The organism is Jannaschia sp. L-14R, assembly GCF_056857695.1.
The window spans coordinates 19,630-45,228 of sequence record NZ_JBSXNP010000011.1; the positions used below are offsets into that span (position 1 = coordinate 19,630).

General features: G+C 65.3%; 29 protein-coding genes and 1 pseudogene. 8 read left to right on the forward strand and 22 right to left on the reverse strand.

Annotated features, from left to right (window positions below):
- The first annotated feature begins 32 nt into the window (after positions 1-32).
- Genes mutL through AC13C2_RS12710 form a run of 4 tightly spaced genes read left to right on the forward strand, consistent with a single transcriptional unit; the run spans position 33 to position 6,372 of the window.
- Entirely contained in the window at positions 33-1,802 is a 1,770-nt protein-coding gene (gene mutL / locus AC13C2_RS12695; protein ID WP_482887030.1) for a DNA mismatch repair endonuclease MutL, read from the forward strand.
- The gene (locus AC13C2_RS12700) at positions 1,799-2,827 is read left to right on the forward strand and encodes a DNA recombination protein RmuC (RefSeq protein ID WP_482887031.1); all 1,029 of its coding nucleotides are present in this window, start codon (positions 1,799-1,801) and stop codon (positions 2,825-2,827) included. The genes mutL and AC13C2_RS12700 overlap by 4 nt, the downstream gene beginning before the upstream one ends.
- A gap of 29 nt (positions 2,828-2,856) precedes the next feature.
- Positions 2,857-5,085: a ribonuclease R gene (gene rnr, locus AC13C2_RS12705; RefSeq protein ID WP_482887032.1), complete on the forward strand. Its 2,229-nt coding sequence runs from the start codon at positions 2,857-2,859 to the stop codon at positions 5,083-5,085.
- 54 nt (positions 5,086-5,139) lie between these two features.
- Entirely contained in the window at positions 5,140-6,372 is a 1,233-nt protein-coding gene (locus AC13C2_RS12710; RefSeq protein ID WP_482887033.1) for a lytic murein transglycosylase, read from the forward strand.
- Positions 6,373-6,375: 3 nt separating this feature from the next.
- Here AC13C2_RS12710 and AC13C2_RS12715 read toward each other — a convergent pair whose 3' ends face one another.
- The 8 genes from AC13C2_RS12715 to pyk all read right to left on the reverse strand — a co-directional run bounded on the left by AC13C2_RS12715 (position 6,376) and on the right by pyk (position 11,508).
- Positions 6,376-6,537: a hypothetical protein gene (locus AC13C2_RS12715; protein WP_175495777.1), complete on the reverse strand. Its 162-nt coding sequence runs from the start codon at positions 6,535-6,537 to the stop codon at positions 6,376-6,378.
- A 66-nt stretch (positions 6,538-6,603) separates the two neighbouring features.
- Positions 6,604-7,668, reverse strand: a complete 1,065-nt coding sequence (pheS, locus tag AC13C2_RS12720; protein ID WP_092760562.1) for a phenylalanine--tRNA ligase subunit alpha — start codon at positions 7,666-7,668, stop codon at positions 6,604-6,606.
- 79 nt (positions 7,669-7,747) lie between these two features.
- A complete protein-coding gene (locus tag AC13C2_RS12725) occupies positions 7,748-8,416 on the reverse strand; it encodes an SGNH/GDSL hydrolase family protein (protein WP_482887034.1) in 669 nt (222 codons plus the stop codon).
- 75 nt (positions 8,417-8,491) lie between these two features.
- Positions 8,492-8,980 (reverse strand): GNAT family N-acetyltransferase, encoded by a 489-nt coding sequence (locus AC13C2_RS12730; protein WP_482887035.1) that lies wholly within the window; start codon positions 8,978-8,980, stop codon positions 8,492-8,494.
- Between the two features lie 68 nt (positions 8,981-9,048).
- Positions 9,049-9,408 carry a 50S ribosomal protein L20 gene (gene rplT, locus AC13C2_RS12735; protein WP_092760558.1) on the reverse strand — a complete coding sequence of 120 codons (360 nt, stop codon included), beginning with the start codon at positions 9,406-9,408 and terminating at the stop codon, positions 9,049-9,051.
- A gap of 12 nt (positions 9,409-9,420) precedes the next feature.
- Positions 9,421-9,621 carry a 50S ribosomal protein L35 gene (gene rpmI / locus AC13C2_RS12740; RefSeq protein ID WP_092760556.1) on the reverse strand — a complete coding sequence of 67 codons (201 nt, stop codon included), beginning with the start codon at positions 9,619-9,621 and terminating at the stop codon, positions 9,421-9,423.
- Between the two features lie 129 nt (positions 9,622-9,750).
- Entirely contained in the window at positions 9,751-10,062 is a 312-nt protein-coding gene (locus AC13C2_RS12745; protein ID WP_482887036.1) for a hypothetical protein, read from the reverse strand.
- A complete protein-coding gene (pyk, locus tag AC13C2_RS12750; protein WP_092760552.1) occupies positions 10,063-11,508 on the reverse strand; it encodes a pyruvate kinase in 1,446 nt (481 codons plus the stop codon).
- 278 nt (positions 11,509-11,786) lie between these two features.
- Between pyk and AC13C2_RS12755 the strand changes: the two genes are divergently transcribed.
- From AC13C2_RS12755 to AC13C2_RS12765, 3 genes are all read left to right on the forward strand, one after another.
- Complete coding sequence (locus tag AC13C2_RS12755; protein WP_092760550.1) at positions 11,787-12,098, forward strand: DUF1244 domain-containing protein; 312 nt, start codon at positions 11,787-11,789, stop codon at positions 12,096-12,098.
- Between the two features lie 78 nt (positions 12,099-12,176).
- Positions 12,177-12,515, forward strand: a complete 339-nt coding sequence (locus AC13C2_RS12760; protein WP_092760548.1) for a hypothetical protein — start codon at positions 12,177-12,179, stop codon at positions 12,513-12,515.
- A gap of 1 nt (position 12,516) precedes the next feature.
- Positions 12,517-12,771, forward strand: a complete 255-nt coding sequence (locus AC13C2_RS12765; RefSeq protein WP_092760546.1) for a hypothetical protein — start codon at positions 12,517-12,519, stop codon at positions 12,769-12,771.
- Between the two features lie 16 nt (positions 12,772-12,787).
- Here AC13C2_RS12765 and AC13C2_RS12770 read toward each other — a convergent pair whose 3' ends face one another.
- Positions 12,788-13,642, reverse strand: coding sequence for a D-amino-acid transaminase (locus tag AC13C2_RS12770; protein ID WP_482887037.1), 855 nt, complete (start codon positions 13,640-13,642; stop codon positions 12,788-12,790).
- Between the two features lie 62 nt (positions 13,643-13,704).
- Between AC13C2_RS12770 and AC13C2_RS12775 the strand changes: the two genes are divergently transcribed.
- Positions 13,705-14,496, forward strand: a complete 792-nt coding sequence (locus AC13C2_RS12775) for a M15 family metallopeptidase (protein ID WP_482887038.1) — start codon at positions 13,705-13,707, stop codon at positions 14,494-14,496.
- Between the two features lie 55 nt (positions 14,497-14,551).
- On the opposite strand, the gene AC13C2_RS12780 is transcribed toward AC13C2_RS12775, so the two are convergent.
- The 13 genes and pseudogenes from AC13C2_RS12780 to AC13C2_RS12840 all read right to left on the reverse strand — a co-directional run bounded on the left by AC13C2_RS12780 (position 14,552) and on the right by AC13C2_RS12840 (position 25,571).
- Positions 14,552-14,917 (reverse strand): hypothetical protein, encoded by a 366-nt coding sequence (locus AC13C2_RS12780; RefSeq protein ID WP_482887039.1) that lies wholly within the window; start codon positions 14,915-14,917, stop codon positions 14,552-14,554.
- Between the two features lie 134 nt (positions 14,918-15,051).
- Positions 15,052-15,819 (reverse strand): precorrin-4 C(11)-methyltransferase, encoded by a 768-nt coding sequence (gene cobM, locus AC13C2_RS12785; protein ID WP_482887040.1) that lies wholly within the window; start codon positions 15,817-15,819, stop codon positions 15,052-15,054.
- Entirely contained in the window at positions 15,816-17,624 is a 1,809-nt protein-coding gene (cobJ, locus tag AC13C2_RS12790) for a precorrin-3B C(17)-methyltransferase (protein WP_482887041.1), read from the reverse strand. The genes cobM and cobJ overlap by 4 nt, the downstream gene beginning before the upstream one ends.
- Entirely contained in the window at positions 17,615-18,316 is a 702-nt protein-coding gene (gene cobI / locus AC13C2_RS12795; protein WP_482887042.1) for a precorrin-2 C(20)-methyltransferase, read from the reverse strand. The genes cobJ and cobI overlap by 10 nt, the downstream gene beginning before the upstream one ends.
- Positions 18,313-19,518, reverse strand: coding sequence for a precorrin-6y C5,15-methyltransferase (decarboxylating) subunit CbiE (cbiE, locus tag AC13C2_RS12800; RefSeq protein ID WP_482887043.1), 1,206 nt, complete (start codon positions 19,516-19,518; stop codon positions 18,313-18,315). Before cbiE ends, cobI begins: the two co-directional genes overlap by 4 nt.
- Before the next feature lie 102 nt (positions 19,519-19,620).
- On the reverse strand, positions 19,621-20,253 hold the full coding sequence (locus tag AC13C2_RS12805) for a precorrin-8X methylmutase (protein WP_092760530.1): 633 nt from the start codon (positions 20,251-20,253) through the stop codon (positions 19,621-19,623).
- A 204-nt stretch (positions 20,254-20,457) separates the two neighbouring features.
- On the reverse strand, positions 20,458-21,675 hold the full coding sequence (locus tag AC13C2_RS12810; protein ID WP_424338370.1) for a sirohydrochlorin chelatase: 1,218 nt from the start codon (positions 21,673-21,675) through the stop codon (positions 20,458-20,460).
- An 11-nt stretch (positions 21,676-21,686) separates the two neighbouring features.
- The gene (locus AC13C2_RS12815; protein WP_482887044.1) at positions 21,687-22,001 is read right to left on the reverse strand and encodes a DUF6732 family protein; all 315 of its coding nucleotides are present in this window, start codon (positions 21,999-22,001) and stop codon (positions 21,687-21,689) included.
- 202 nt (positions 22,002-22,203) lie between these two features.
- Positions 22,204-22,305 (reverse strand): annotated as a pseudogene (locus AC13C2_RS12820) (LysE family translocator); the annotation flags it as partial.
- Positions 22,306-22,356: 51 nt separating this feature from the next.
- Positions 22,357-23,112, reverse strand: a complete 756-nt coding sequence (locus AC13C2_RS12825; protein WP_217638783.1) for a DUF3750 domain-containing protein — start codon at positions 23,110-23,112, stop codon at positions 22,357-22,359.
- Positions 23,112-24,203, reverse strand: coding sequence for a hypothetical protein (locus tag AC13C2_RS12830; protein ID WP_482887045.1), 1,092 nt, complete (start codon positions 24,201-24,203; stop codon positions 23,112-23,114). The genes AC13C2_RS12825 and AC13C2_RS12830 overlap by 1 nt, the downstream gene beginning before the upstream one ends.
- 7 nt (positions 24,204-24,210) lie before the next feature.
- A complete protein-coding gene (locus AC13C2_RS12835) occupies positions 24,211-24,582 on the reverse strand; it encodes an HIT domain-containing protein (protein ID WP_339646088.1) in 372 nt (123 codons plus the stop codon).
- Positions 24,583-24,650: 68 nt separating this feature from the next.
- Positions 24,651-25,571 (reverse strand): calcium/sodium antiporter, encoded by a 921-nt coding sequence (locus AC13C2_RS12840; protein ID WP_482887046.1) that lies wholly within the window; start codon positions 25,569-25,571, stop codon positions 24,651-24,653.
- Positions 25,572-25,599 lie beyond the last annotated feature (28 nt).

Genomic DNA, 25,599 nt, shown 5'->3' on the forward strand with positions numbered 1-25,599 from the left:
CCCCTCGTAGTATGGGCGTCCCTGACCACCATATGATCCTTCCGCGCATCCGACAGCTGGATGAAGGCGCGGTGAACCGCATCGCCGCCGGAGAGGTTGTGGAGCGGCCCGCCTCCGCCGTTAAAGAACTTGTGGAAAATGCGCTGGACGCGCAGGCGACGCGGGTGACCATCGACATCGCCGATGGCGGGCGCACCCTGATCCGCGTCACGGACGATGGCCATGGCATCGACGCAAACGACCTGCCGCTGGCCCTGTCACGGCATGCGACCAGCAAGATCGACGGCAGCGACCTTCTGAACATTCACAGCTTCGGGTTTCGCGGCGAAGCCCTGCCCAGCCTTGGCGCAGTCGGGCGGCTCACAATCACGTCCCGCGCCACCGGAGCCAGCGAGGCCTCGACGATCCATGTCAACGGCGGTCGCATCGCCCCGGCGCGTCCGGCAGCCCTGCGTGGCGGCACGGTGGTCGAATTGCGAGATCTTTTCCACGCCACCCCCGCGCGCCTGAAATTCCTGAAATCCGAGCGGTCCGAGACGATGGCCGTTGGCGATGCGATCCGCCGGCTGGCGATGGCGGAACCGTCCGTTGCCTTCACGCTGCGCGACGTATCCGAGGGCGGAGACCGCGTGTTGTTCCGCGCCGATGCCTGTGCCTCGCTGGCCGACCGGCTGGCAACTGTTCTGGGTCGTGACTTTGCCGAAAATGCGCTGTCCATCGACGCCGAACGCGAGGGTTTCCGCCTGACCGGCCATGCCGCGCTGCCGACCTATTCGCGCGGCAACGCGGTCCACCAATACCTGTTTGTGAACGGTCGTCCGGTGCGCGACCGGATGCTGACCGGCGCGTTGCGTGGGGCCTATATGGACGTTCTGGCGCGCGACCGGCACGCTGTCGCCGCCCTGTTCGTGACCTGCGACCCTGTGCTGGTCGACTGCAATGTCCACCCCGCCAAGACCGAGGTGCGGTTCCGCGATGCCGGGATCGTGCGCGGGTTGATCGTCTCGGGCCTGCGCCATGCGCTTGCCGGGGCCGGACACCGCGCATCGACGACCGTGGCCGATGCGACGCTGGGCGCGATGCGCGCGGAACGGCCCATGGCCCCCGTTTACCAGATGGACCGCCCGTCCAGCGCGGCCCGCGCCACCAGCTACACCGCGCAGATGCCCGGTTTCGCTGAGGCGCCGTCTGCCCGCTACGAACCGGAGGAAAATCTGACCGAAGATGGCCCGCTGGGCGCGGCCCGCGCGCAGCTGCACGAGAACTGGATCGTTGCACAAACGGCGACCGGAATGGTGATCGTGGACCAGCATGCCGCGCATGAACGCCTTGTCTATGAACGCCTCAAGCGAGAAATGCGCGACCATGGCATCCGCGCGCAGGCGCTGCTGATCCCCGAAGTGGTCGACGTCGGTGCGCAGGCCGATCGCCTGCTGTCGCTGGACCTGGCGCAATTCGGTCTCGCCATCGAAGCCTTCGGCCCCGGCACCATCGCCGTGCGCGAAACACCCGCGATCCTTGGGCAATGCTCGGCCAAGGCGCTGATCACCGACATCCTGGAAGAACTCGAAGACGACGAGGACGCCGACCCCCTGTCGTTGCAATCCAGGGTCGACGCCATTCTGTCATGCATGGCCTGCCATGGCTCGATCCGGTCGGGTCGGCGGATGACCGGCCCGGAAATGAACGCGCTGCTGCGCGAAATGGAGGCAACGCCCCATTCCGGCCAATGCAACCACGGGCGGCCTACATACGTCGAGTTGCCGCTGTCGGACATCGAACGCCTGTTCGGCCGCACATGACGCTGGACCTGTCGGACCCGACCATTCTGGCTGCATTTGGCGGCGGGGTCGTCGCACTGATCCTGATCGGATTGATCCTGTCGCTGTCCTCACGTCTGCGGGATATGACGCAGGCGCAGGCGCGCCTGACGGGCGGTTTGGCTGCCCTGACGGATGCGCAGCACAGGTCCGAAGCGCAAGTCGGCACAGCCTTGGGCGACAATGCGACCAGAACGGCGGAAACCCTGGGCAACCTTCAGGCACGGCTGGCAGCCATCGACGCGGCGCAGGCCAATATCGAACGCCTGTCCGGCGACGTGCTTGGGTTGCAGGACATCCTGTCCAACAAGCAGACGCGCGGCGCATTCGGCGAAATCCAGTTGCGCGACCTGGTCGGCAAGGCGTTGGCCCCCGACGCATTCGCCTGGCAGGCACAACTGTCGAACGGGCGGCGGGCCGATTGCCTGATCCACATGCCCGACCCGCCAGGGCCGCTCGTGATCGACGCGAAATTCCCGCTGGAGGCTTATGAAGCGATGATCGCCGCTCCGGGCGATGCGCGCGCTGTGACGGCCTTCCGCGCGTCGGTCCGAACGCATATCCGGGCCATAGCGGACCGCTATATCATACCGGGTGAGACGGCGGAGGGCGCCTGTCTGTTCCTGCCATCCGAGGCGATCTATGCGGAATTGCACGCGAATCACGCCGAGGTCGTGCGCGAAGGCTTTGCCGCCCGCGTCTGGATCGTCTCGCCGACGACCTGCATGGCGACGCTCAACACGCTGCGGGCGATCCTGAAGGATCATCGGATGCGCGAACAGGCGGGCGACATCCGCCGCGCGCTGGCCGCCCTGGGCCGCGATGTCGAACTGATCGTTGAACGCGCCGCCAAGCTGGAGATCCATTTCGATCAGGCGCGCCGCGACGTCGAAGGCATTGCCACCGCGGCGGAGCGCGCAGGGAAACGCGCCGAACGTCTTGACGCTTTCGACTTTTCCGAAGACCCCGAGCGCCCGAAACTTGCCCCGGTCATCCGCCGTGGATAACCCCCCGGCCCCGTGCTAGCTGCGCCGACATGAGCCAGATCCCCACCAAGCCGCAGATCCTGCAATGGATCACCGACAACCCCGCGCTGACGTCGAAACGCGATATCGCCAAGGCCTTCGGGATCAAGGGCGCGGCGCGGATCGATCTGAAACGTATCCTGCGTGAGTTGGAGGCCGAGGGGCATCTGACAAAGCGCAAGCGCAGTCACGAAGACCCGAACCGCCTGCCACCCGTGGCCGTCTGCAAGGTGATCGGCCCGGATTCCGTCGGCGATCTGTTTTTCGCGCCGCATGACTGGCAGGGCGACGCGCCCGAGCCGCGCATTCTCCATATTCCGGCCAAGGACGATCCCGCGCTGGCCAAGGGTGACCGCGCGCTTGTCCGTGTGACCCAGGTAAAGGGCGAGGATTACAGCCACGAAGGCCGCCTGATCCGCCGCCTGTCGACCGGGCCACGGCGCATCGTCGGCGTGTTCCGCGCAGGGTCCGAAGGCGGGCGCATCCTGCCCGTCGACAAGGGCGTGATGGATGAATGGGTTGTGTCTGCCGAGACCACCGAAGGCGCGCGCGACGGAGAATTGGTCGAGGCCGAACAGACCGGCTCCAAGGGGCGCATGGGCCTGCCCAAGGCGCGCATCGTCACGCGATTGGGCGACCCCGGCGCAGCCAAGGCCGTGTCGCTTATTGCGATCCACCAGCACGGGCTGCGGGACGATTTCCCGCCCGAGACGATTGAACAGGCCGAAAATGCCACGCCTCCGACACTGGGCGACCGCACCGATCTGCGCGATCTGCCGCTGATTACCATCGACCCCAGCGATGCGCGTGACCACGACGACGCCTGTTACGCCCAGGCCGACGACGATCCGGCCAACCCCGGCGGCCATGTCATCTGGGTCGCGATTGCCGACGTCGCCGCCTATGTCACGCCCGGATCCGCGCTGGATCGCGAAGCGCGGGAACGGGGCAATTCGACGTATTTTCCCGACCGCGTGGTTCCGATGCTGCCGGATGCCCTGTCCGGTGATCTCTGTTCCCTGCACGAAGGCGTTGAGCGTGCCTGCATCGCCGTCCGGATTGCGGTCAACGCGGAAGGAACCAAGATCGGCCAGACGTTCCTGCGCGGGTTGATGAAATCGCCCGCGTCGCTGCATTACGAAGAAGTGCAGTCCGCCATCGACGGCGACATCAGCGACCGGACCGCGCCGCACCTGGAAGGCGTTTTACGGCCCCTCTACGCGGCCTACGATGCGTTGAAGATCGCGCGGGCCAAACGGCAACCGCTGGATCTGGATCTGCCCGAACGCAAGATCATCCTGTCGGACGAGGGCGAGGTCACATCCGTCGCATTCCGCGACCGGCTGGATGCCCATCGCCTGATCGAGGAGTTCATGATCCTCGCCAATGTCGCCGCCGCCGAGGAGCTGGAGCGTCTGCGGACGCCGCTGCTTTATCGCACGCACGAAGAACCCGACCCTGACAAGATCGAATCCTTGCGCGAAACCGCCAAGGCCAGCGGGTTCAGCCTGCCCAAGGGTCAGGTCCTGCGCACGGCGACCCTGAATCATCTGCTGCACGAAGCGGCCGGGACCGAACTGTCGGAGCTGATCTCCATGTCGACCCTTCGCGCCATGACGCAGGCCTATTATTCGCAGGTCAATCTGGGCCATTTCGGGCTGGCGCTGCGATCCTATGCCCACTTCACTTCGCCGATCCGACGCTATGCCGACCTGATCGTTCATCGCGCGCTGGTCACGGCGCATGGCTGGGGCGACGATGGGCTGTCACCACAGGACATTGAACATCTGGAGGCCACCGCCAAGCAGATATCCGAGGCCGAACGGCGGTCGATGGTCGCAGAACGCGACACCAATGATCGTTACCTTGCGGCCTTTTTATCGGACAGGATCGGTGCGGAATTCGCGGGGCGCATTTCAGGCGTTCAGGCGTTCGGTGTCTTTGTGCGGCTGGACGAGACCGGCGCCGACGGGTTGATCCCGGTGCGGTCGCTTGGCGCGGAATACTTTCGCTATGACCGCGATGAACAGGTGCTGACCGGCAGCGACACCGGCACCCAGATCGGTCTGGGCCAGCGGGTCACTGTCCGCCTGGCCGAGGCCGTCCCCGTCACCGGCGGGTTGATTCTGGAACTGCTGTCGCTGGAGGGCGAGCCTCGTAGGGTCAGTCGTCGTCCGGCGCCTGGCGGACGCGGCGCGCCAAAAAAACGCAAGTTTCGCAAAGCACCGCGCAAACGCTAGCCCGGCGCGGCCCCACGCCATAGGATCGCGGCAAAACATAGCTCGGGATTGCCCATGCAAATCGCCACTTTCTTCGCCTGCCTCGCCCTGGCCACGCCGCTTGCCGCGCAGGACGCTATGTTGCGCCCGACGCAGCGGCCTGCGGTGCAGCAAACCGCCGATTTCGACGTCTGGGTCCCTGCCTTTCGCGACCGCGCCCTGGCTGCAGGCATTGACGCGATGACGTTCGACACCGCCATGTCAGGGGTCGAACGCCTGCCCGATGTCATCCTCCGCGACCGCAACCAATCGGAATTCACCAAGACGATCTGGGAATATCTCGACACCGCCGTCAGCGATCTGAGGGTAGCGAACGGCCTCCGCGAGATGGCGAAATATGCTGACGTGCTCAACCGGATCGAAGCGGTTTATGGCGTAGACAAGGAAATTGTGGCAGCGATCTGGGGTCTGGAAAGCAGTTTCGGGGCGTTTCGCGGCAACGTCTCGACCCTGTCGGCGCTGACGACGCTGGCAGCCGATTCCCGGCGCAGTGCCTTCTTCGAGGAACAACTGATAGAAGCCCTCCGCATTCTGCAATCGGGAGACACGCGCGCGGCGGCACTGCGCGGCAGCTGGGCGGGCGCGATGGGGCACACGCAGTTCATGCCGGTGTCATTCCGCGACCACGCGGTCGATTTCAACAACGACGGGCGGCGCGACCTGTGGGGCGACGACCCGACCGATGCGCTGGCGTCCACCGCAGCCTATCTGAAGGCGAACGGCTGGACCACGGGGCAGCCCTGGGGGGTGCAGGTCGTTCTGCCCGAGGGGTTCGACTATCTTCTGACGGGCGAGCGGATCGAAAAATCACCCGACGACTGGACGGCACTGGGCGTGCGGACCGTTGCGGGCAACCCCCTGCCGCTGGGTGGACTGGCGTCGATCCGGGTGCCTGCGGGCTACACCGGCGCCGCCTTCGCGACCTTTGCCAATTTCCGCGCGATCGAGACCTATAACACCGCCGATGCCTATGTGATCGGCGTCGGCCATCTGGCGGATCGGCTGGCAGGCGGACCACCGATTGCCGGGGATTGGCCGCGCAGCGACCGGGCACTCACCTATGACGAGCGGGTTGAACTGCAGGAACGCCTGCGTGCGGCGGGGTTCGACCCGCTCAAGATCGACGCGAAAGTCGGACCGGATACGCTGGACGCGATCCAGCGCTGGCAGAAAGCAAACGATCTGGTGCCGGATGGATATGCCAATTTCTCACTGATCCAGCGTCTGCGGGCGCAGACCCGGCGCTGACCTTCAGAACGTGGTGTGCCGACCGGCTTTCACCACATCGCCGTCGTCTTCCGAAATGCGGTGTTCCATCCGCCCCAGAACGTCGGACGACTGCCTGGCCAGACTGCGTACTTCTTCCGAAAACCGGATGATGGTCGCAGCCCGCAAGGCCGGAGTTTGTATCATTTCATTCACGGTGCGAATCTGATCGGTTCTGCAATCGGACCTAGCACCCCGTGGCATACCAAAGGCTTAACCTGCGTGCCGCGTCGGTGCCTGCAATGCCGAAAATCCATAATGCCGCAACCAGCGCAGATCGCTGTCGAAGAACGCGCGCAGGTCCGGTATTCCGTATTTCAGCATCGCAAGGCGGTCGATGCCGATGCCGAAGGCGAAGCCCTGATACATCTGCGGATCGACCCCGCCAGCGGACAAAACCTTGGGGTGTACCATGCCGGAGCCGAGGATTTCCATCCAATCGTCGCCCTGGCCGAGCTTCAGTGTGCCGCCTTCCCAGCTGCACCGGATATCGACTTCCGCCGAAGGTTCGGTGAACGGGAAGTGCGAGGCGCGGAACCGCAGTTCAATCGTATCGACCTCGAAGAACGCGCGGCAGAACTCCTCCAGAACCCATTTCAGGTTCGCCATGGAGATGTCTGTGTCGATCGCCAGACCTTCGATCTGGTGGAACATCGGTGTGTGTGTCTGATCATAGTCGGCACGATAGACACGGCCCGGACAGATGATGCGGATCGGCGCGCCGTTGGCCTCCAGCGAGCGGATCTGCACCGGCGACGTATGTGTGCGCAGGACGTGCGGCGGGCGGTCATCGCCCTTGGCGCGCGCCATGTAGAACGTATCCATCTCGGCCCGTGCGGGGTGATGACCGGGAATGTTCAGGGCGTCGAAGTTATACCAGTCGGTCTCGATCTGCGGTCCCTCGGCGACCGAGAACCCAAGGTCGGCAAAGATGGCCGTGACCTCTTCCATGACCTGACTGACGGGGTGGATGCTGCCGGGGCGGCGGCTGCGGGACGGCATCGACACGTCCAGCCATTCCGATCGCAGTCGTTCGTCCAGCGCGACGTCTTCCAGGCCCGCCTTGCGGGCGGAAATAGCCGTGTTGATCTCGTCCTTCAGGGCGTTCAGCGCGGGGCCGACCTGCTGGCGTTCTTCGGGCGTCATACGGCCCAACTCTCGCATCTTCAGCGCGATCTCGCCCTTTTTGCCGACCGCTTCCAGGCGTACGGCTTCCAGTGTTGCCTCGTCCGTGGCGCCGGTGATGCGGCCCATATATTTGTCGCGAAGATCGTCCATGTGCCTGCGGCCCCCTGTCAGCGAGAGGCTAGGTAGCTTGACGGCGCGGACCATGCAACCGTTGGCCCACGGCCCCGACCTATTCGAATGCCGCCATCCGTTGCGCCAGGGCCTGCCCGATGATCGCAGAGCCGCGCGGACTGGGGTGGATCAGGTCGGGCGCATAAAGCCCCCGGTCGCCCGCGTCGACCACATTGCCCGCGTCGAAAAACAACAAACCCGCATCCTGCGCCGCCAGTCGTGTCATGCGGGCGTTGATGATGTCGAATGCGCCCTGACAGGGTGTGAACCCGGTCGCGGCCCCACGGGCACCGTCGTAATAGCCGATGAAAGCAACCATGGACCCATTCGCCCGGATGCGCGCGATCAGAGTGGGAATGTCACCGGTCAGGCCTGGGCCGATCAGACCGTTCAGAATGCCCGCTTCGTCAGGAGTCCGGCAGGCACCGCGCAGGTCGTTACCGCCGCCGGTCAGGATAACCCAGTCCCAATCGCCGCCCCTGTACTGGCGACTGATGTCGAAGCCCAGCGCGCCTGCCGCGCCATTCGGATTGGTCAGGTGAGCCAGGGATTGCGCCTGGTCCACGACGGGACGGCCCAGCGTTGCCTGCACCGCTTCGGGAATGCCCTGCCCGCCGTTCCAGGCCATCACGCTGTCGCCGATGGCCAGTACAGCGTTGTCCGACGGCGGGGCGGAGGTCGCGACGCAGGCCGACAGGATCAGGGGCAGAAAGGCAAAAAGGCGCATGGCAGATCCGTTGGTTGTGGCGGCATATGATAAGGAACAGACCGGAGCAGGGAGAAGTTTCCGGGCCGTGCCGTATCAGGTCAGGCCCGGCGCAAACCGGATGGCTCCCGTGGGCGGCGGCCCCGTGAAGGGCAGGCCCATGACGTTCACGCGCGGAACATCGCCCGCAGCAAGTCCCGGATCGCTGCGAAATCCGAAGCGCGCGTAATAGGCCGGGTCTCCGATCAGGACGCATCCGGCGGCCCCCATGCCGCGCAGTTCTGCCAACCCGGTCTCGATCAGCGCCGTGCCGATACCCGTCCGTTGCCGCGCGGGTGCGACCGAAATCGGTCCGAGCGCGAACCATTTTCCCGGTATCGGCAATCGCGCGGGAGAAAAGGCGACATGTCCGATCAGCACCTCCCCGTCGATGGCGATCAGCGACAGATGCAGATCGTCGTCGGCCCGGAGCCGGTCGATTATCTCGGGTTCGGTGCCGTCGGAATACGGCATCGACGCAAAGGCTGCGGCAGTCAGGTCGCGAATGGCATCAATGTCATCTGGGGTTTCGGTGCGGATCAACATGGGATGCATCAGATACGAAAAGGGGCCGCCCCGGAAGGCAGCCCCTGAAATCATCTATGGTCGGTCGCTCAGGCGGCGGCTTTGGCCTGATCCACGATGGCGGCGAATGCCTCGGGCTCGTGCACGGCCAGATCGGCCAGCACCTTGCGGTCGACCTCGATCCCGGCAAGCGACAGCGCGTTGATGAAACGCGAATACGTCATGTCCGAATCGTGGGCGCGCACGGCGGCGTTGATCCGCTGGATCCACAGGGCGCGGAAACTGCGCTTGCGGTTCTTGCGGTCGCGGGTGGCGTATTGGTTGGCCTTGTCGACGGCCTGCGTGGCAGTCTTGAAGGTCGTGGAGCGACGTCCGTAATAGCCTTTGGCGGCCTTCAGGACTTTCTTGTGGCGGGCGTGTGTGACCTTACCGGAGGTTACGCGGCTCATATCATATCCTCCTTAGCGATCGTAGGGCATGAAGCCCTTGATGATCTTGGCGTCGGGTGCCGACAGGGTGGTGGTGCCGCGGGCGTCGCGGATGAACTTGGTGGAACGCTTGATCATGCCGTGGCGCTTGCCGGCCTGACCGGCGAGGACCTTGCCCGTCGCCGTGATCTTGAAGCGCTTCTTGGCGCTCGACTTGGTCTTCATCTTGGGCATTTCGGTCTCCTTCTACAACGCGCGCCTCGGCATCCCAATCGCCGGGCGTGCGGGTATTCGAGCGGCTGCTGTAACGGGGATGGGTTAGAGTGACAAGGCCTTGTGACTTCATACCCGTCAGGGACAAAGCTATCGGATCACCCGTGCGACCATTTCGACAAACGCCTCGGGAACGGACAGAAAGCGGAAGCCTTCGCGATCCGTCTCCCACAGCCAGAAGAACAGTGCACAGCCCAGGATGAACGCAGCCAGCGAAGTCAGGGATAATCGTCGCTCGACCCAAGCCGTCACCAGACCCATAAGGGCCAGGCCGGTCACCATTGTCGCCACGACCGTCAGGACATCAGGATCACCGGGTGCGGGAAGGCCAAGATCGGGGAACGGGGGCAAGCCGGCCCACCAGTCGCGCAGGGTCTGAACCGCGTCGCCGACCTGATCCATTCAGTCGCCTTCAGTGCCGAATATCTGACGCTCGTCGCAGGGTGCGATCCGCAGGATATTGGTGGATCCCGGCACGTTGAACGGAATGCCCGCCATGACCACGACCTGATCGTCCAGATCGACGAAGCCAGATGCCTTTGCCGCACGAATGGCCGAGACGACGGCGAATTTGAACCGTTCAACCTTCTGGGTCTGCACGCAATGGGTTCCCCAGGACAGGACCATGCGGCGCGCCGTGTCCTGGATCGGGGTCAGCGCGATGATCGGCACACGCGGACGTTCGCGGCTGACCTTCAGCGCGGTCGAGCCGGAGTGCGAAAAACAGCAGATCGCCTTGATGTCCGTCGTGTCCGCAATCTCGCGCGCGGCGGCGACGATGGCATCGGCGGTCGAGGAGAGCTTGGCCGACCGGCTGGCCTCGATGATCTCGCGGTAATTGGGGTCCGATTCGACCTCGATCGCCACGTTGTTCATCGTCTGCACAGCTTCGATCGGATAGCTTCCCGCCGCCGATTCCGCCGACAGCATGATCGCATCGGTGCCTTCATAGATCGCCGTGGCCACGTCGGAAACTTCGGCACGGGTCGGCATCGGGCTGTCGATCATCGATTCAAGCATCTGGGTCGCGACGATCACCGGCTTGGCGGCGGCGCGGCATTTGCGGATCAGATGCTTCTGGATCGGCGGCACGGCATGGACCGGGCATTCGACGCCAAGATCGCCCCGCGCGACCATGATGCCGTCGGACACTTCAAGGATGCTGTCGAAGGCTTCCACGGCGGCGGGCTTTTCGATCTTGGACAGGATCGCGGCGCGGCCCCTGGCCAGTTCGCGCGCCTCGTGCACATCGGCGGCGCGTTGGACGAACGACAGAGCCAGCCAGTCGACGCCCAATTCGCAGACGAACTCCAGATCCTTGCGGTCCTTGTCCGAAAGCGCGGCCAGCGGCAGCACCACGTCGGGCACGTTTACGCCCTTGCGGTTGGAAATCGTGCCGCCGGTGATGACGGTGCAATCGGCGTAATCCTTGCCGCATTTGTCGACCCGCAGCCGTAGCTTGCCGTCATTGACCAGAAGGGTGCCACCCGGCTCCAGCGCGTCGAAAATTTCCTTGTGGGGCAATTGCACACGCGTCGCGTCGCCGGGTTTGTCGTCCAGATCGAAGCGGAACTTCTGACCTTCCTCGATCTCGGCGGAATCGTCCTTGAACACGCCGCAGCGCAGTTTCGGGCCCTGCAGGTCGGCCAGAATGCAGATCGGGCGCCCGCTATCGCGTTCGATATCGCGGATGATGTTATGGCGCGAGCGGATGTCGTCGTGGACACCGTGGCTCATGTTCAGTCGGAACACATCGGCCCCCGCTTCGAACAGAGCGCGAATGGTGTCGTAGTCGCTGGAGGCCGGGCCGAGGGTGGCGACGATCTTGACGTTGCGGTGGCGTCTCATGGGGCGCTTTCCTTCGGATGTGTCGTGTTAGCGCTCGCACCTCTGCCCTGCCCAAAAGGGTTTCGCAACAGGCGTGCGCATCTCGGCACCACGCTATCCTCTGAAACCGGGTTAACCAAGTGTCGTGCAATCTCTGCGTCACAGCATGTCAGAAGGTCAGGATGAACGCCTTGATCATAAGGCAAAACGTCCTCATCTCTTACGGATGAGGTCAGCGGCTGAAAGCCCCGCGCCTCGTTCCCTTGCCGGAGGATGCGATAATGCCAGATTTACCCGTGATGGATGATGCGACCCGCATCGAGGTCGAGGCCGCCGCTTTTCGCCGCCTGCGTCGGCATCTTCTGGAGGATCGTCCCGATGCGCAGAACATCGACCTGATGAACCTTGCCGGATTTTGCCGCAACTGCCTGTCGCGCTGGTATGGCGAAGCCGCCGCCGAGCGGGGAGTGGAAATGTCGAAGGAAGTGGCGCGGGAGGCTTTTTATGGAATGCCTCTGGCGGAATGGAAAGCACAGCACCAGACCGCAGCCTCGCCTGATCAGCAGGCCGCATTCGAGACAAGTTTCGCAGAGAATGTCGGCAAGGACTGATCATATGCCGTCTCACGCAGGGATGATTTTGGATAACCGCACCGGTGACACTATCTTCCCTGCAGAAGGAGTTTCACCATGGCCCGACCGTTTCTCATCGCCCTGACCGCTGCCCTGACGCTTGGTCCGGGACTTGGACTGCCTGCCGCCGCCCAAGGCGTCTATGTCTCGCCCCCCGGCACTGTCGTGAACCCTCAGCCGCTGACCGGCAAGCGCCTGTCGGTCGCGCGCGAATTGCGGGTCTACGGCTTCGGGGACGCCAATGTCGCCGCGCTGTCCAATCGACAGATCGTGCTTCTGGACAATACCATGCATTCCGGCCGGTCGAACGGCGACAAGGGGGCCCGTATCCGGTCGATTCTGCGGGGAGGAGGTATCCTCCAGCGCGGCATCGACCGGCTTGGCCGGGGTGGCTGAGATGCGCGCCGTTCTGATCCTTGTTGCGGCGCTGGCCGTGGCGACACCGGTGATGGCTGCACCGAACGCGCAACTGGTCGCGTCGGTGCAGCAGCGGCTTGATATTCTGGGGTTCCGCGATGTCGATGCCGGCACCCTTACAACCCGCCAGATTGCCGCGCTGCACATGCAGCTTCAGGGGCGTGCAATGGATTTTGGTGGCTTCCGGCGCATGAACACGCGCAGTCGCGTCAAGGTCATTCTGGACTGGGACTGACCTGCGAGGCCGGGGTCTATATTCCGGCCTTCCGCATCTCGCCCAGATAAATTTCACGCAGGCGCGCGACCACCTTACCCGGCCTGCCCGTCCCGATATCGGCTCCGTCGATGGATACCACGGGCGTCACGAAACTGCTGGCCGAAGTGATGAACGCCTCGTCCGCCGATAGTGCTTCCTCGACGGTGAAGGGGCGCTCCTCGACCTTCATCTGTGCCTCGCGTGCGAACTCCAACACCGCCTTGCGCGTGATGCCATGCAGGATTTCCTCGCCCAGATGCCGCGTCACGATCACACCGTCTTTGACGATATAGGCGTTGTTGGACGTGCCTTCGGTCACTGCGCCGTCCTCGACCATCCAGGCGTCGTCGGCCCCGCGCGCCCGGGCCTCCATCTTGCCCATGCTGGGATAGAGAAGCTGCGTCGTCTTGATATCCCGCCGCCCCCAACGCCGGTCAGGGATCGTCACGATCTTCATGCCCGTCTGCACCATCGGCGAATGTTCCAGCGCCGGCTTTGCCTGCGTGAACAGCACGAGCGTCGGCACCGTGTCAGGCGCGGGATACAGGAAATCGCGATCCGCAGCGCCGCGCGTGACCTGCAGATAGATCAGCCCTTCGGTCAGATCATTGCGCACGATCAATTCACGATGAATCTCCAGCAGTTCGGCGTCAGACACCGGGCTGGCCATGTCCAGCTCTGTCAGCGACCGTTGCAGGCGGGCGGCATGACCGGGGAATGAAATCAGCTTTCCGTCCAGCACACTGGTGACCTCATAGACCGCATCCGCGAACAGAAAGCCGCGATCGAAGACCGAAACCTTCGCCTGATCTTCGGGCAGGTATTCACCGTTCACATAGACTGTCCGCATCGCGTCCTCCTATCGCTGTCTCCTCTTGCGAAGCGCGGCCCGGGGGGTCAAGCCTTCCATCCATGTTAATGCTGACCCAAGGCCCCCTTTTTGCGCTGCGCGACCGCCCGCTGGCCGACCCTGTGGCACGCGCCGCCGCCCTGCGACCCGGCTATCGCGACCATGCCATTGATCTGGGCGATCCACGCGGCGCAGACCCGATCGTGGAGGTGCGCGACTACGGTATCGCCGGCGCAAACGCCTATTTCACTGGGGTCGCGCCGTATCATCAGCGGATCGCGGGTGCGGTTCCGGACCTGTTGCTACGCCGTCCGCTGGTCGACAGGCTCGTCGGGGTAAACGCACGATTGAAACCTTACGGATTGGAATTATGGGTGTTCGATGCCTGGCGACCGCTTTCGATCCAGAACCATTTCCACGACCAGTGGATGCCTGATCGTCTGCGCGCATTGCACCCCGATTGGGACGCCGCGCGCATCGCGTCCGAAACGGAACGATACTGGGCGCGGGGGGGCAACGGGGCGGTCGATCCGCTGTCGCCGCCGCCACATGCGACCGGCGCGGCGGTGGATCTGACAATCCGCTATCGCAACGGGGCCGAGTTGTTCATGGGGACGATCTTCGACGATGTGTCAGATGCATCGAACACCGGTGCCTTCGAGAGTGACCCGGACGGCCTGGCGTTTTCCATCCGCGAAGCGCGGTCCAACCGGCGCTTGCTCTATTGGCTGATGGACGATGCGGGATTTGCCAATAACCCTACGGAATGGTGGCATTTTTCATTGGGCGATCAGATGTGGGCGCGGCTGACAGGGGCCGCGGCGGCATATTACTCGACCGCGCCGGGAGTGTGAGGGCCGAGAGTGTGAGGGGCCAAGATCGTAAGGGTTCGTCATTTCCGCCGACCCGTCAGGGTGCCGCAATATAACCCGCCGGTGCATCGCCCACCCGTTCATAGTCCAATGCAGCCGAGGTGCGCGCCGCGGTCGCCCGCTTGAAGCCATAGCGCATCGCGTCGCCCGATGGCCCGCCCGCCACGATCAGAACCGAACGCAAAAGGCGTGGTCCGTCGTAGATTTCGACCAGACCGCGCAGTTTGGGCGCAACATCCAAAGGAACCTCGAACCCGGAATCGTCATAGGCGGTGATCGGATACCAGTCGTCGCCAACCTGCACCCGCAGCCGCCCCCCCGTGGTCCGCCGGTCCCGCGCACGGGCGCGCGCCAGACCTTCGCGAACGTCGGCGGGCAGGAAGAATGGATCTGTTTCGGACATGACACCCCCCCGGCAATCCGGACGTACACGCGAGTCGCGTGCCCATCCGGTTCTAAGGTAAGACTGCAACAGAAACGTGAATAGTCAATGAAAGTCTGACAACGACGCCTATGTCAGCGAAGACGCCCCGGCGTTCAGCCTTTCACTTTCGGACGCAGGACATGCGGCACGGCAGGGTCGTAAAGTGCAGAATCCCTGAAGTCCCCAACCTCGCCCAGGGCGGGTCCGACCAGGATCAGCGCCGTCCGCGTGATCTTCTCGGCGCGAACCCTGGCATGAATGTCGGCAACCGTGCCGCGCAGGAACGTCTGATCCGGCCAGCCGACGCGATAGGCGACCACCACCGGGCAATCGGCACCGTAATGCGGCGTCAGCACACGCTCGATCTCGCGCAGGTTGCGGATGCCCAGATGGATCGCAAGCGTGGCCCCGGTGCGGGCGAAATTCTCCAGCGTTTCGCGCGGCGGCATCGACGTCGATTTCATCGACACCCGCGTCAGAACAATGGACTGCGCGATTTCGGGCACCGTCAGTTCCTGCCCAAGGGCGGCGGCAGCGGCGGCATAGGCGGGCACGCCGGGCGTGATGTCATAGGGGATGCCATCGCGTTTCAGCAGGCGGATCTGCTCGGCAATCGCCCCGTAGAGCGAAGGATCTCCGGAATGGACGCGGGCGACGTCCTGCCCGGCAGCGTGGGCCGCGACGATCTCCGCATGGGTCTCGGCCAGCGTCATCGGTGCGGTGTCCAAAACGCGCGCGCTCTTGGGCGCTTCGGCCACGACGGCGGCGGGGACCAGCGAGCCTGCGTAAAGGCAGACGGGGCATTCGCGGATCTGGCGCTGTGCCTTGAGCGTCAGCAGTTCCGGGTCACCGGGACCTGCGCCGATGAAATGGACGGTCATGGCGTGGTCTCCTCGGAGGGCGTCAAATCGCCACCCGCCATCTTGCGGGCATAGCCGCGCGGCGTGAACATCCGCATCCCGTCGCCGGTTTTCACCAGTCTGGAATGCGACGATCCGACCAGAACGACGGTCAGCATGTCGACTTCGTCCACCTCCAGATCGGCAAGGCGGCGATAACGGATGTGTTCTTCCGGCCGCCCCAGCGAAGACGCCAGAAGAACCGGCGTGTCGGCGGGGCGGTGACCCAGCAGGATGTCGCGCGCCTCGGCCAGAAGGGTCCGGCGGCGCCTCGATACAGGGTTGTAGAAGGCAATCACGAAATCACCCTGCGCAGCCGCCTTCAGCCGTTTCACGATGTCCTCGCGCGGGGTCAGCAGGTCCGACAGCGAGATCGCGCAGAAGTCATGGCCCAACGGCGCACCGGCCCGCGCGGCGGCGGCCTGAAGCGCGCTGACGCCGGGGGTGCAGACGATTTCGACCCGCCGCGCCGGATCGGTCAGGGCCGAGGGGTCGGCGGGATCACGGGCCATCAGTTCGAATACCAGCGCACCCATCGCATAGATGCCCGCATCGCCGGAACAGACCAGCGCGACATTATGCCCCTGCCCGGCCCGTTCCAGCGCGTGACGGCAACGCGCCTCCTCTCCACCCAGCGGGAAATCTGCACGGGGCTTGCCGGCAGCAATCGGGCCCAGCAGATCGATATAGAGGGAATAGCCGACCAACTCGTCCGCCTCGGCGATCAGGCGGCTGGCTTCGGGGGTGCGCCATGTCGCCTGCCCCGGCCCGATGGACACGATGCTGACACGACCGCGTGCCCGGCCCTTGGGGTCGGTGACGGGGGCGTCGGCGCGGGCCAGCGCAGCGGTGGTATTGGCGGTCTTGCGTTTCGGCGCGACCACCGTGCCACCGCCGGCGGCGAGGGCGGCGGCCTCGGCCACCGAAGGCGTGCCGACTTCGGACAGCACGACGTCCGACGGGTTCGGCACCTCGATCGCGGCCAGTTCGGCGGCGGTAAAGGCGCGCAACGGGCAGCCCAGCCGCGCGGCGAGGGCGTTCATCGCAGGCTCGTCCAGCTTCAGGTCCAGCGTGTTGACAGAAGCGATGGCACCGGGGGCCACGCCCGCATCCGCCATCACCTGCAAGACGTTGTCCCACAGTTCCGTCGGATCGGCGTCGCGGGCGCATCCGACGCCCAGGGTGTGCCGTTGCGGGTGATAGACCAGCCGGGTCGGGCCGCCGGTTGCCGGGGCCTCTGTCACGACGATCTCGACGGCGTTTCCCTGTGGCAGGTCGAACAGCGGCTCGCCCGTGACGGTCGCTCCTCCCCCCGACAACAGCGCCGCCATGACGGGTTTGGCGTCTTCTGGGTTGGCTAGACGGTAGCCTGCGGGCGGCTCGTCCAGCGCGACGCCCAGGGCGATGTCGCCCGCCGTGGTGACGGCGGCGGTCGCGCCAAGCACCTCGGCTATGGTCTGCGCCAGACGGTTCGCGCCGCGGTGTCCGCCCAGCAAAGGCACGACCACCGCACCGTCGTCGGATACGGAAATCACCGGCGGCTCGCGCGTCTTGTCGGACAGCAAAGGGGCCACGGCGCGAATCAGGATGCCTGCCGCGCAGACGCCGACGACGGGGTGACCGGCGGCGAACAGGTCGCGCGCATGGTCCAGCGCGTTGGGAAATGTAATCGCGGCATCGGTGCGCCCCTCGCGGCCATGCAGGGGGCAGTCGAGTGCATCGGCGATCCGTCGGGCGACGGGTTCACCGGCGGCGTTCAGCGCCAGGACGACAGGTGTCAGAGCCACGGGTCGGCCCCTTTCGCGATCAGGATCATGGAGAAATACGGGGCATCGTCGGGGGCGTCGGCCAGCGGCAGCACACGCTCCGCCCCCAGCGTCGCCCGTTCGACATAGGTGGCGGCGGCCAGCAGACCTTCGGCGTCCAGCAGGGTGCGCAGACGAGGCAGATGGCGCCCGACTTTCATCACAACCAGTGTATCGGCGGCGCGCAGATGGGTGCGCAAGATATCGTCCGGCAAGGGGCCGGGCAGGACGGTCATGACCTCGTTGCGCGCGGTCAGCGGCATGGCGGCGACGGCAGCGCAGGCGGTCAGGGATGTGACACCGGGCACGACCTGCACATCGAAGCGACCCCTGAGCCGCGCGAAGAGATACATGAAACTACCGTAGAAGAACGGGTCACCTTCACACAGGCAGACGACATCCTGCCCGTTTTCAAGAGCTTGCGCGATGCCCGCCGCGCCCGCGTCATAGGCCGTCTGCGCCGGGGCACGGTCGCGGGTCATCGGCACGTCTATGCGGATTTCACGGGCCGTGGCCGGGATAAGGTCGGCGGCAATCGCGCGGGCCAGGCTTTCCCCACCTGCAAGCGACGGATAACAAATGATTTCTGCAGATTCGATCAACCGCGCAGCGCGGCGCGTTATCAGTTCGGGGTCGCCGGGTCCGAGACCGACGCCATAGAGCGTGCCGCTCATCTTTTGACCAACGACCATTGTGTCACGCCCATCGACGGGCGCCAGCCGCGATATCGGCCGACCGGTTCGGCGCGTTCGACGGCGATTCGCACGAGATCGCCCCCATGTTTGACGTGGAGCGTCATCAGAAGCGACTCCGATTCCAGCGTGACGGCATTCGCCACTAGCCGGCCCAGGGGTTTGAGGGCCGCAAAGGCCGCATCAAACACCTCCTCCGACAGGCCGCCGCCAATGAAGACGGCATCGGGAGAAGGCAGGTTTTCAAGGGCCTGCGGCACTTCGCCGTCGCGCAGGTCGAGGCGGGGGGCTCCCAACGCCAGCGCGTTCTCGGCGGCCATCGCGCGGCGGTCCGCACGCGGTTCGATGCCGATGGCGCGGGCGGATCTGGCGGCGCGTATCCACTCGATCGCGACCGAGCCGGAACCGGTGCCGATGTCCCACAACAGCGCGCCGCGCATCGGCATCAACTTGGCGAGGGTGGCGGCGCGGACTTCGCGTTTGGTCATCGTGCCATCGCTGCGGAACAGGTCGTCCGCCAGACCGGGAACGCGTGGCAGAAGGGCTGCATTGGGGTCGGCGATACAGTTGACGGCGAGGGTGTTGAAGGCGGGAACCTCGTGCGACCAGTCTTCCGCGGTGGCGTCGAACCGGGTTTCCGCCGGGCCGCCCATGTTCGCGAGGACCGTGAGACTGGACTTGCCGAAGCCGCGATCAGTCAGGAATTTTGCAATCTGGGCAGGGGTTTGCGCGCCGGTAGTCAGGATCAGGAGCCTTGCGTCGGGCTGGATGAAGGCAATCATCTGATGCACGGGGCGACCATGAACGGTGAGAGTCTCGACATCGGCCATCGACCAGCCCATCCGGGCGGCGGCAAGCTGGAAGGCAGAGAGCTGCGGGTGGTAAACAATCTGGCCGGGCGGTATCGCGCGCCCGATGCGGGCACCGACGCTGAACCACAGCGGGTCGCCTGTGGCGAGCACGACAACCCGTTGACCACGCAAGGAAATCAACTGATCTATCAAAGCGTCGAAAGGGCTGGGCCAGGCCAGACGACGGGCGGTCACACGGTCGGACAGGGCGTGGTGGCGATCGCCGCCGATGATGACTTCGGCAGCTTCGACAACGGCGCGCGTGGCGGGGGACAGGCCGTCGAGACCGTCCTCGCCGATGCCGACGATATGGAGCCAAGGCGTGTCAGACATGGGGTGATCTGCGGGTGATCTGTGTCGGATACACGTCCGACACGATTTGCGCACGCAATGCCGCCTGATCAGGTGCATCGGTGTATTGCTGCGCGGCAGACATCATTGCATCCCCCCGGCCGCGAGAATGGCCAATGCGTTGACCGCCGCCGAGGCCATGGCACTGCCGCCCCGCCGTCCGCGCAGGCAAAGGAACGGCACGGCGCGGGGACGTTCGGCCAGTTCGGCCTTGGATTCCGCCGCTCCGACGAACCCCACGGGGAAGGCAAGGATGGCGGCGGGTTTCGGTGCGCCTTCGTCCAGGCGTTCAAGCAGCCGGAACAGGGCCGTGGGAGCATTGCCGATGGCGATAATCGCGCCGTCGGTATCCCAGAGATCGACAGCGGCGGCGGAGCGGGTGGTCCGTGCCTCGCGCGCCATGTCGGCGGTGCGTGGGTCGTTGAGCGTGCAACGGATGTCGGTGCCTTCGGGGAGCAGGCGGCGGGTGATGCCGGAGGCAACCATTTCGCAATCGGCATAGACCGGCGCTCCGGCGCGCAGGGCGGCGATGCCGGAGGTCGCGACGTCCGGGGCGTAGGACAGGCGATCGGCGATCTCGACCATGCCGCAGGCGTGGATCACCCGCACGGCAAGCTCGGCAATATCCGCCGGAAAGCGGTCGAGCGCGGCCTCCTTGCGGACGGTGGCGAAGGAAGCGGCGTAGATCGCCTGGGGGTCCCGCTCATATGGGCGCATATAATGCGTCCATATGAGACGGCGCGATCAAGAGGGGCTTGCGAAACAAACCCCTGCAGTCGCGCACGGCGGTTGTCCGGGTGGTGAGGGTCGGTGCAAGTGCCTGCAACGCCAGATAGCTGGAATCGAATGATACCCCTCGCCACGGCAGGACGGTTCGGGTGCCGTCCGGACTGTCGGCCGGACGCAGCTTCCCCATGGCAATCACGCCCGCGTCTTTCGGGCCGATTCCGGGCCATGCGGATGGTCGGCATGCGGATAGACGGCGTGGACGTGATCGTGGGAATGATCGTGATCGTGGCTGTGATCATGCCCGTGATGATGATCGTGGTGATGGTGGTGGTCGTGGTGATGTGAATGCCCCGCCTGCGCCTCCAGCCGGCACAAACCGGTACAGAAGCTATCGCACAACTTGCAGTTGGCGACGTTGGAGCCGGGCGCGCTGGCCCCCTGTCCTTCGACATGGTGGTGGTGGCTTTCCTGCACCGCGCCGACTTCGCCCTCGAACCCCAGAACGGCCGTGCGGTATTTGCACATGACACAGGTCGGCGGCGGCGTGTCGGAAAAGGCCGGGTGGCCCGCACGGGCGGCAGCGGGGATCGTGACAGCCGTCCCCTCACCCGCAAGGATCTGGGCGCGATAGGCACATGTGCCGCAGTTGGGCGGTGGATTGAGACCGGCCTGTTCGGTGATGCGTTCGGCAAAGGTGGCCAGAACCTGCGGGTGGTCGCCCAGATAGCCCGCCTTTACGAATTGCAGGTCCGGGTGGGCCGCGGCGACACGGTCGGTAAAGCCATAGATGCGGTCGATCAGGATGCCCGAGAACAGGAAATACGGGAACACGACGATACGTTTGTAGCCCAGCCTGGCAGCGTGGGTCAGGCAGGGCTCGACCAGCGGAAAGGTGACGCCGGAAAAGCCGACCTCCAGCCAGCCGAAGCCAAGACCTTCGTGCAGCATCCGGGCGATCTTCGCGACATTGCCATTGGCGTCGGGATCGGATGCGCCGCGCCCGATGACGACGAGGCAGGTCTCGTGGCGGGCGACCGGGCCGTGCCCGGCATCGGCCTGCGCCAGCGCGTCTTCGATACGCTGCCCGGCGGCGGCGATCATCCTGGGGTCGATGCCCAGTTCGCGCCCGTAACGGATGTCGATATCGTGTCTGGCGGCATAGGTGTTGAGAACGGTGGGAATGTCGTTCTTCGCGTGCATCGCGGCGAAGAGCATTCCGGGGACGGCGAGAATGCGGTCGCAGCCTGCGTCGCGCAGGCGGTCGAGGCCGTCGCGAATGACCGGGTTGGCGAATTCAAGGTAGCCGTAGTCAACCATCCAGTCGGAGGGCAGCAGGGCAGGCAGTTTTTCGGCCAGCACGGCGAATTCGTCGACAGCGGATTGCGAGCGGGAGCCATGGCCGCAGATCATGACGCCTGTCTTCACGCGGTCTGCTCCTCTTCCTCGGGGGATTCGGAGGTCTCTTCTTCGTCGGCCTGGTCGTCCGGTGCGCCCTTGATCCAGCCCAGCACGGCGGCCCCGACGATCACACCCAGACCGATGCCCAGCGCCCAGTGATCGTGCCCGCCCAGATCAGAGATGTGGCCGACGTGAGCCTGTGCGGGTTGTGCCAGAAGAAGAGGCGTCAGGGAAAACAGGACAAGGAAGCGCATGGGCGGGCCTTTCGCAGCGGAAATGCCCCCGATATCCGGGTCCCGGAGACGATACCGCGTGTTGCCCCCGTATTGGGTCGGCATGTGGCGGCCACCTGTCCGGCCCCCTCGGGGGCGTCGTCGGCGTCAGGCCTATCGGCAGGGCGGCACAGGCGCAATGCGATTCCCGACATCACGAGGGGCATGGGCGACAGGGTGTCGCGGATCAAGGGAGCAGCATCCAGACCGCAACCCCCGCCAGAAGCGCGCCGAACACGCGGTTCAGGCGGCGCGCGCCGGTGTCGGAGCCGAAGCGCGCGCCGGTGGCGGCAAAGAACAGGTTGCCGGGACCGGGGCTGTAGGCCAGCGGCGCGAGGAATAGGACGAGGGCGATGGTCGTTTGGGTCATGGCCCGATTGTCGCGCGGGGCGCGCGGGGCCACGACCCGGAACCTGCGGTTTCAGGTGCCGATGCGACCGATGGCGGGGAGTTTGATGGCGGGGTGTGCGAGGTCGAGGCCAAAGGTCTGGCCGAGAACGTTGACTTCGATCCCTCTGCGCGGACCGATGGACAGGCCGAGATAACCCCAGGCCGACAGGTGCAGGTCGCTGCCGCCCGCATCGCGGCGGGCCTGCAGACCGGGGCCGATGTAATCCTTGCCCACCGCGTTCGGGGGCAAGGCGATGCCGATTCCGGGGTTTTCGCGCAGGATATGGGCGACGAAGGTGTTGGAGTTCGGGCCGGGCCAGATGACATAGCTCCCCAGGTGATTGAAGGGATAGGCGTCTACCGTCGCCTCGACCGCCGGGATCAGGGCGGCGGCCTTCGGACCGGTGACGGAGCCTATGATCTGCGGCTGGTTCGAATACCAGCGCGCGTCAGCGGCATAGGCATCGCGGCGGACGGGATGGCCCCAGCCGACGACTTCGGCACGGCTCCATGTCGTGGCATCGGCGGATTTCCAGACCATCCAGCTGTGGACCGAGACGGCACCCTTGAACCCGCCGGTGCGCGCCGCCATGACGTGAATCGCCGCATCGGGAAGGGCGGCGGCGGCGGGCAGAATGCCCGAAGCACCCCAATCGGCCGCCCTCCAGCCCCCCGGCCTGTCCAGTGTCGTCCACCAGAGCGCGCTGGCCGCGACGGGCAGCAGGAAACAGAGCCCGAAGGCGAGCATCAGGCGGCGCATGATGGTGTAGAGGCTGGCAAACATCATCACGGTCTCAAGACAGGGTCAGGCAGTGCAATATCGGCCACTGCGGCGGCGGCGTCGACCCCGCGCCGGGAAAAGGCCGGGCAATCATCGGGATAGCGCCAGTTCGGTTGATCGGGGAACAGGTTCGCCGCACCATCGCGCAGTGCCGCGACCGTTTCAGGCGTGAGCATCGGCAGAACGTCATCGCGGCAGGCGAACCAGATCGTCTCGGACCGCTGTGATTGCAGTGGATTGCGGGCACCGGCGCGCAGGCTTTGTTCGTCCACGCCCCAGGCGGCGAACAACCGGTCGGAAACGATGCGCTGAAAGTCATCCGGGCGCGGCGGTGGCGGGGCCAGAAAGGCGGCAAGCGGACCGGAGGGGCGGCGCGCCTCGGGCGGGGGCGTATCGCCGCCATAGGGAGTCGCGCCGGGCCAGCTGTCGAAGCGGTCGATAAGGGTATCCGACGCGACGCGGCGCAGCGTCACGGCGGTATAGGACGCGTCACCGGGCGCGGGAACGGTGCCGGGCGTCTGGTCGATGCGGTGGTCGGCAGTGGACGCGGGCACGGGCCGACCGATGACGCAGACCGCAAAGGGCGCGGAGATCATCGTGGTCAGGGATGGCGGACGCTGATCGGCACCGGCGTGGCAGGCAGGGTCGCCGATACGCAGGTCGAACCGCAGGATCGGGTCGGTGCCGGTTTCGATGAAATCGAGATCGCCGCTGCGCAGACGCTCCGCCACCGGCAGACCGCATTGACCATCGGACGTCCAGTCCATCGCGCCCAGTGCGCCGCGTGCCAGCCAGCATGGGTCGGGGATATAGAGGCTGCGCCCGTCGAACGGCGATGCGGCGGCGGCATATCCCGGATCGGCGGCAAAGAAGCGGGCGTTGGCAATGGCTGCCAGCGGGCTGCGTGCGAAATGGGCGGTCCCTCCGAGCAGGACGACGATGACGAGCCAGAGCACGGGATTTGTCCACCGGCGCACGCGGCGCAGGAGCAGCAGCACCAGGGCCACGACCATTGCCGAGGCTACCAGCACGTTCAGAACCGACGCCCCGGACGCGCCGCCATATCCCGCCACCGCCTCCAGCGCGAGTACCGGCAAGGCGGACCTAGTCCGTGGCCTTGGCCAGCATCCGACCGAGGGGGCGCCCGCCGATCAGGTGCAGGTGGAAATGCGGCACCTCCTGCACGCCATCCTTGCCCGCGTTGGTGATGGCGCGGAAGCCGGTTTCGGTCACCCCCCGGTCAGCGCAGATCTGCGCGGCGGTCCGGTGGAAATCGGCGATCTCGGCGTCCGACGCGTTGGCGTGGAAGTCGGCGTAGTCGACGTAGGCGCCTTTGGGAATCACCAGCACATGTGTCGGTGCCTGCGGCGTGATGTCGTCGAAGGCCAGCGTGTGGTCCGTATCAGCGACGGTAGCGTTGGGAATCTCGCCGCGCAGGATTTTGGCGAAGATATTTTCGGGGTCGTAGGCGGGCATGGGACGGGCTCCGGTGTGATGGGGTCGGGACGTTTAGGGCACGGTCGTGCAGAAGGGGCAATAACCCGTCAGCCCTGCGCCGCCCAGATATAGGCCGCATAGCCCGCCAACGCAGCCACACCGACCCCGCGTCCAAGGTGCGGGCGAGTCGTCAGCAAACCCGTCAGGATCAGGGAAACCGCGATCATGACCGGCAGATCGAAGGTCAGAAACCGGGCGGCGACGGGGATCGGGGCGACCATGGCCGTCATGCCGAAGATGCCCAGAACGTTGAAGATGTTCGAGCCGACGATATTGCCGATCGCGATTTCGGACTGTCGGCGGACAGCCGCGATCACCGATGTGGCCAGTTCGGGAAGCGATGTGCCGACCGCGACGATCGTCAGGCCGATGAAGGCCTCGGAGATGCCGTAGTCGCGCGCGATGGAGACGGACCCGTTGACCAGAAACCGCGCGCCGAACATCAGCGCGACCAATCCGGTGATGATCCAGATGGCGGAGGCGAGGGTCGACGAAGCGGCGGGCATGTCGACATCTTCCTCGCCAGCTTCGCCGGGGTGACGACAGGCCCAGGTCAGATAACCGGCGAGGGCCAGAACCAGCAACGCTCCCGACGATCGCCCGATTGCACCCAGCGCGAAGATCGGCAGCAGCACCAGCGCGGCGACGACCATGACGCCGGTATCCCGGCGCAGGGTGGCACCCGAAACGCGGATCGGCCAGACGAGGCTTGTGACCCCGACGATCAGCAGAATGTTGGCGATGTTCGAGCCGACGATATTGCCGACGGCGATGTCCGGCACGCCGCGCCACGCCGCATCGACCGAGACCAGAAGCTCGGGCGTGGATGTCCCGAAGCCGACGACCGTCAGACCGATCAGCAGCGGGGGGATCGCCATGCGCCTGGCGATGCCGACACTGCCGCGCACAAGAGCCTCGCCGCCCAGGAAGAGACCCAGAAGTCCGGCCACGACATATATGTAATCCAACGACGTGGCCTCCGCAGACGGCAGATCC

What these genes read in the sequence shown, in the direction of transcription:
- mutL (WP_482887030.1), top strand. Translation starts at nt 33, where the DNA reads ATGATCCTTCCGCGCATCCGACAGCTGGATGAAGGCGCGGTGAACCGC.
- AC13C2_RS12700 (WP_482887031.1), top strand. Translation starts at nt 1,799, where the DNA reads ATGACGCTGGACCTGTCGGACCCGACCATTCTGGCTGCATTTGGCGGC.
- rnr (WP_482887032.1), top strand. Translation starts at nt 2,857, where the DNA reads ATGAGCCAGATCCCCACCAAGCCGCAGATCCTGCAATGGATCACCGAC.
- AC13C2_RS12710 (WP_482887033.1), top strand. Translation starts at nt 5,140, where the DNA reads ATGCAAATCGCCACTTTCTTCGCCTGCCTCGCCCTGGCCACGCCGCTT.
- AC13C2_RS12715 (WP_175495777.1), bottom strand. Translation starts at nt 6,537, where the DNA reads ATGATACAAACTCCGGCCTTGCGGGCTGCGACCATCATCCGGTTTTCG.
- pheS (WP_092760562.1), bottom strand. Translation starts at nt 7,668, where the DNA reads ATGGACGATCTTCGCGACAAATATATGGGCCGCATCACCGGCGCCACG.
- AC13C2_RS12725 (WP_482887034.1), bottom strand. Translation starts at nt 8,416, where the DNA reads ATGCGCCTTTTTGCCTTTCTGCCCCTGATCCTGTCGGCCTGCGTCGCG.
- AC13C2_RS12730 (WP_482887035.1), bottom strand. Translation starts at nt 8,980, where the DNA reads ATGTTGATCCGCACCGAAACCCCAGATGACATTGATGCCATTCGCGAC.
- rplT (WP_092760558.1), bottom strand. Translation starts at nt 9,408, where the DNA reads ATGAGCCGCGTAACCTCCGGTAAGGTCACACACGCCCGCCACAAGAAA.
- rpmI (WP_092760556.1), bottom strand. Translation starts at nt 9,621, where the DNA reads ATGCCCAAGATGAAGACCAAGTCGAGCGCCAAGAAGCGCTTCAAGATC.
- AC13C2_RS12745 (WP_482887036.1), bottom strand. Translation starts at nt 10,062, where the DNA reads ATGGATCAGGTCGGCGACGCGGTTCAGACCCTGCGCGACTGGTGGGCC.
- pyk (WP_092760552.1), bottom strand. Translation starts at nt 11,508, where the DNA reads ATGAGACGCCACCGCAACGTCAAGATCGTCGCCACCCTCGGCCCGGCC.
- AC13C2_RS12755 (WP_092760550.1), top strand. Translation starts at nt 11,787, where the DNA reads ATGGATGATGCGACCCGCATCGAGGTCGAGGCCGCCGCTTTTCGCCGC.
- AC13C2_RS12760 (WP_092760548.1), top strand. Translation starts at nt 12,177, where the DNA reads ATGGCCCGACCGTTTCTCATCGCCCTGACCGCTGCCCTGACGCTTGGT.
- AC13C2_RS12765 (WP_092760546.1), top strand. Translation starts at nt 12,517, where the DNA reads ATGCGCGCCGTTCTGATCCTTGTTGCGGCGCTGGCCGTGGCGACACCG.
- AC13C2_RS12770 (WP_482887037.1), bottom strand. Translation starts at nt 13,642, where the DNA reads ATGCGGACAGTCTATGTGAACGGTGAATACCTGCCCGAAGATCAGGCG.
- AC13C2_RS12775 (WP_482887038.1), top strand. Translation starts at nt 13,705, where the DNA reads ATGTTAATGCTGACCCAAGGCCCCCTTTTTGCGCTGCGCGACCGCCCG.
- AC13C2_RS12780 (WP_482887039.1), bottom strand. Translation starts at nt 14,917, where the DNA reads ATGTCCGAAACAGATCCATTCTTCCTGCCCGCCGACGTTCGCGAAGGT.
- cobM (WP_482887040.1), bottom strand. Translation starts at nt 15,819, where the DNA reads ATGACCGTCCATTTCATCGGCGCAGGTCCCGGTGACCCGGAACTGCTG.
- cobI (WP_482887042.1), bottom strand. Translation starts at nt 18,316, where the DNA reads ATGAGCGGCACGCTCTATGGCGTCGGTCTCGGACCCGGCGACCCCGAA.
- cbiE (WP_482887043.1), bottom strand. Translation starts at nt 19,518, where the DNA reads ATGTCTGACACGCCTTGGCTCCATATCGTCGGCATCGGCGAGGACGGT.
- AC13C2_RS12805 (WP_092760530.1), bottom strand. Translation starts at nt 20,253, where the DNA reads ATGCGCCCATATGAGCGGGACCCCCAGGCGATCTACGCCGCTTCCTTC.
- AC13C2_RS12810 (WP_424338370.1), bottom strand. Translation starts at nt 21,675, where the DNA reads ATGATCTGCGGCCATGGCTCCCGCTCGCAATCCGCTGTCGACGAATTC.
- AC13C2_RS12815 (WP_482887044.1), bottom strand. Translation starts at nt 22,001, where the DNA reads ATGCCGACCCAATACGGGGGCAACACGCGGTATCGTCTCCGGGACCCG.
- AC13C2_RS12825 (WP_217638783.1), bottom strand. Translation starts at nt 23,112, where the DNA reads ATGATGTTTGCCAGCCTCTACACCATCATGCGCCGCCTGATGCTCGCC.
- AC13C2_RS12835 (WP_339646088.1), bottom strand. Translation starts at nt 24,582, where the DNA reads ATGCCCGCCTACGACCCCGAAAATATCTTCGCCAAAATCCTGCGCGGC.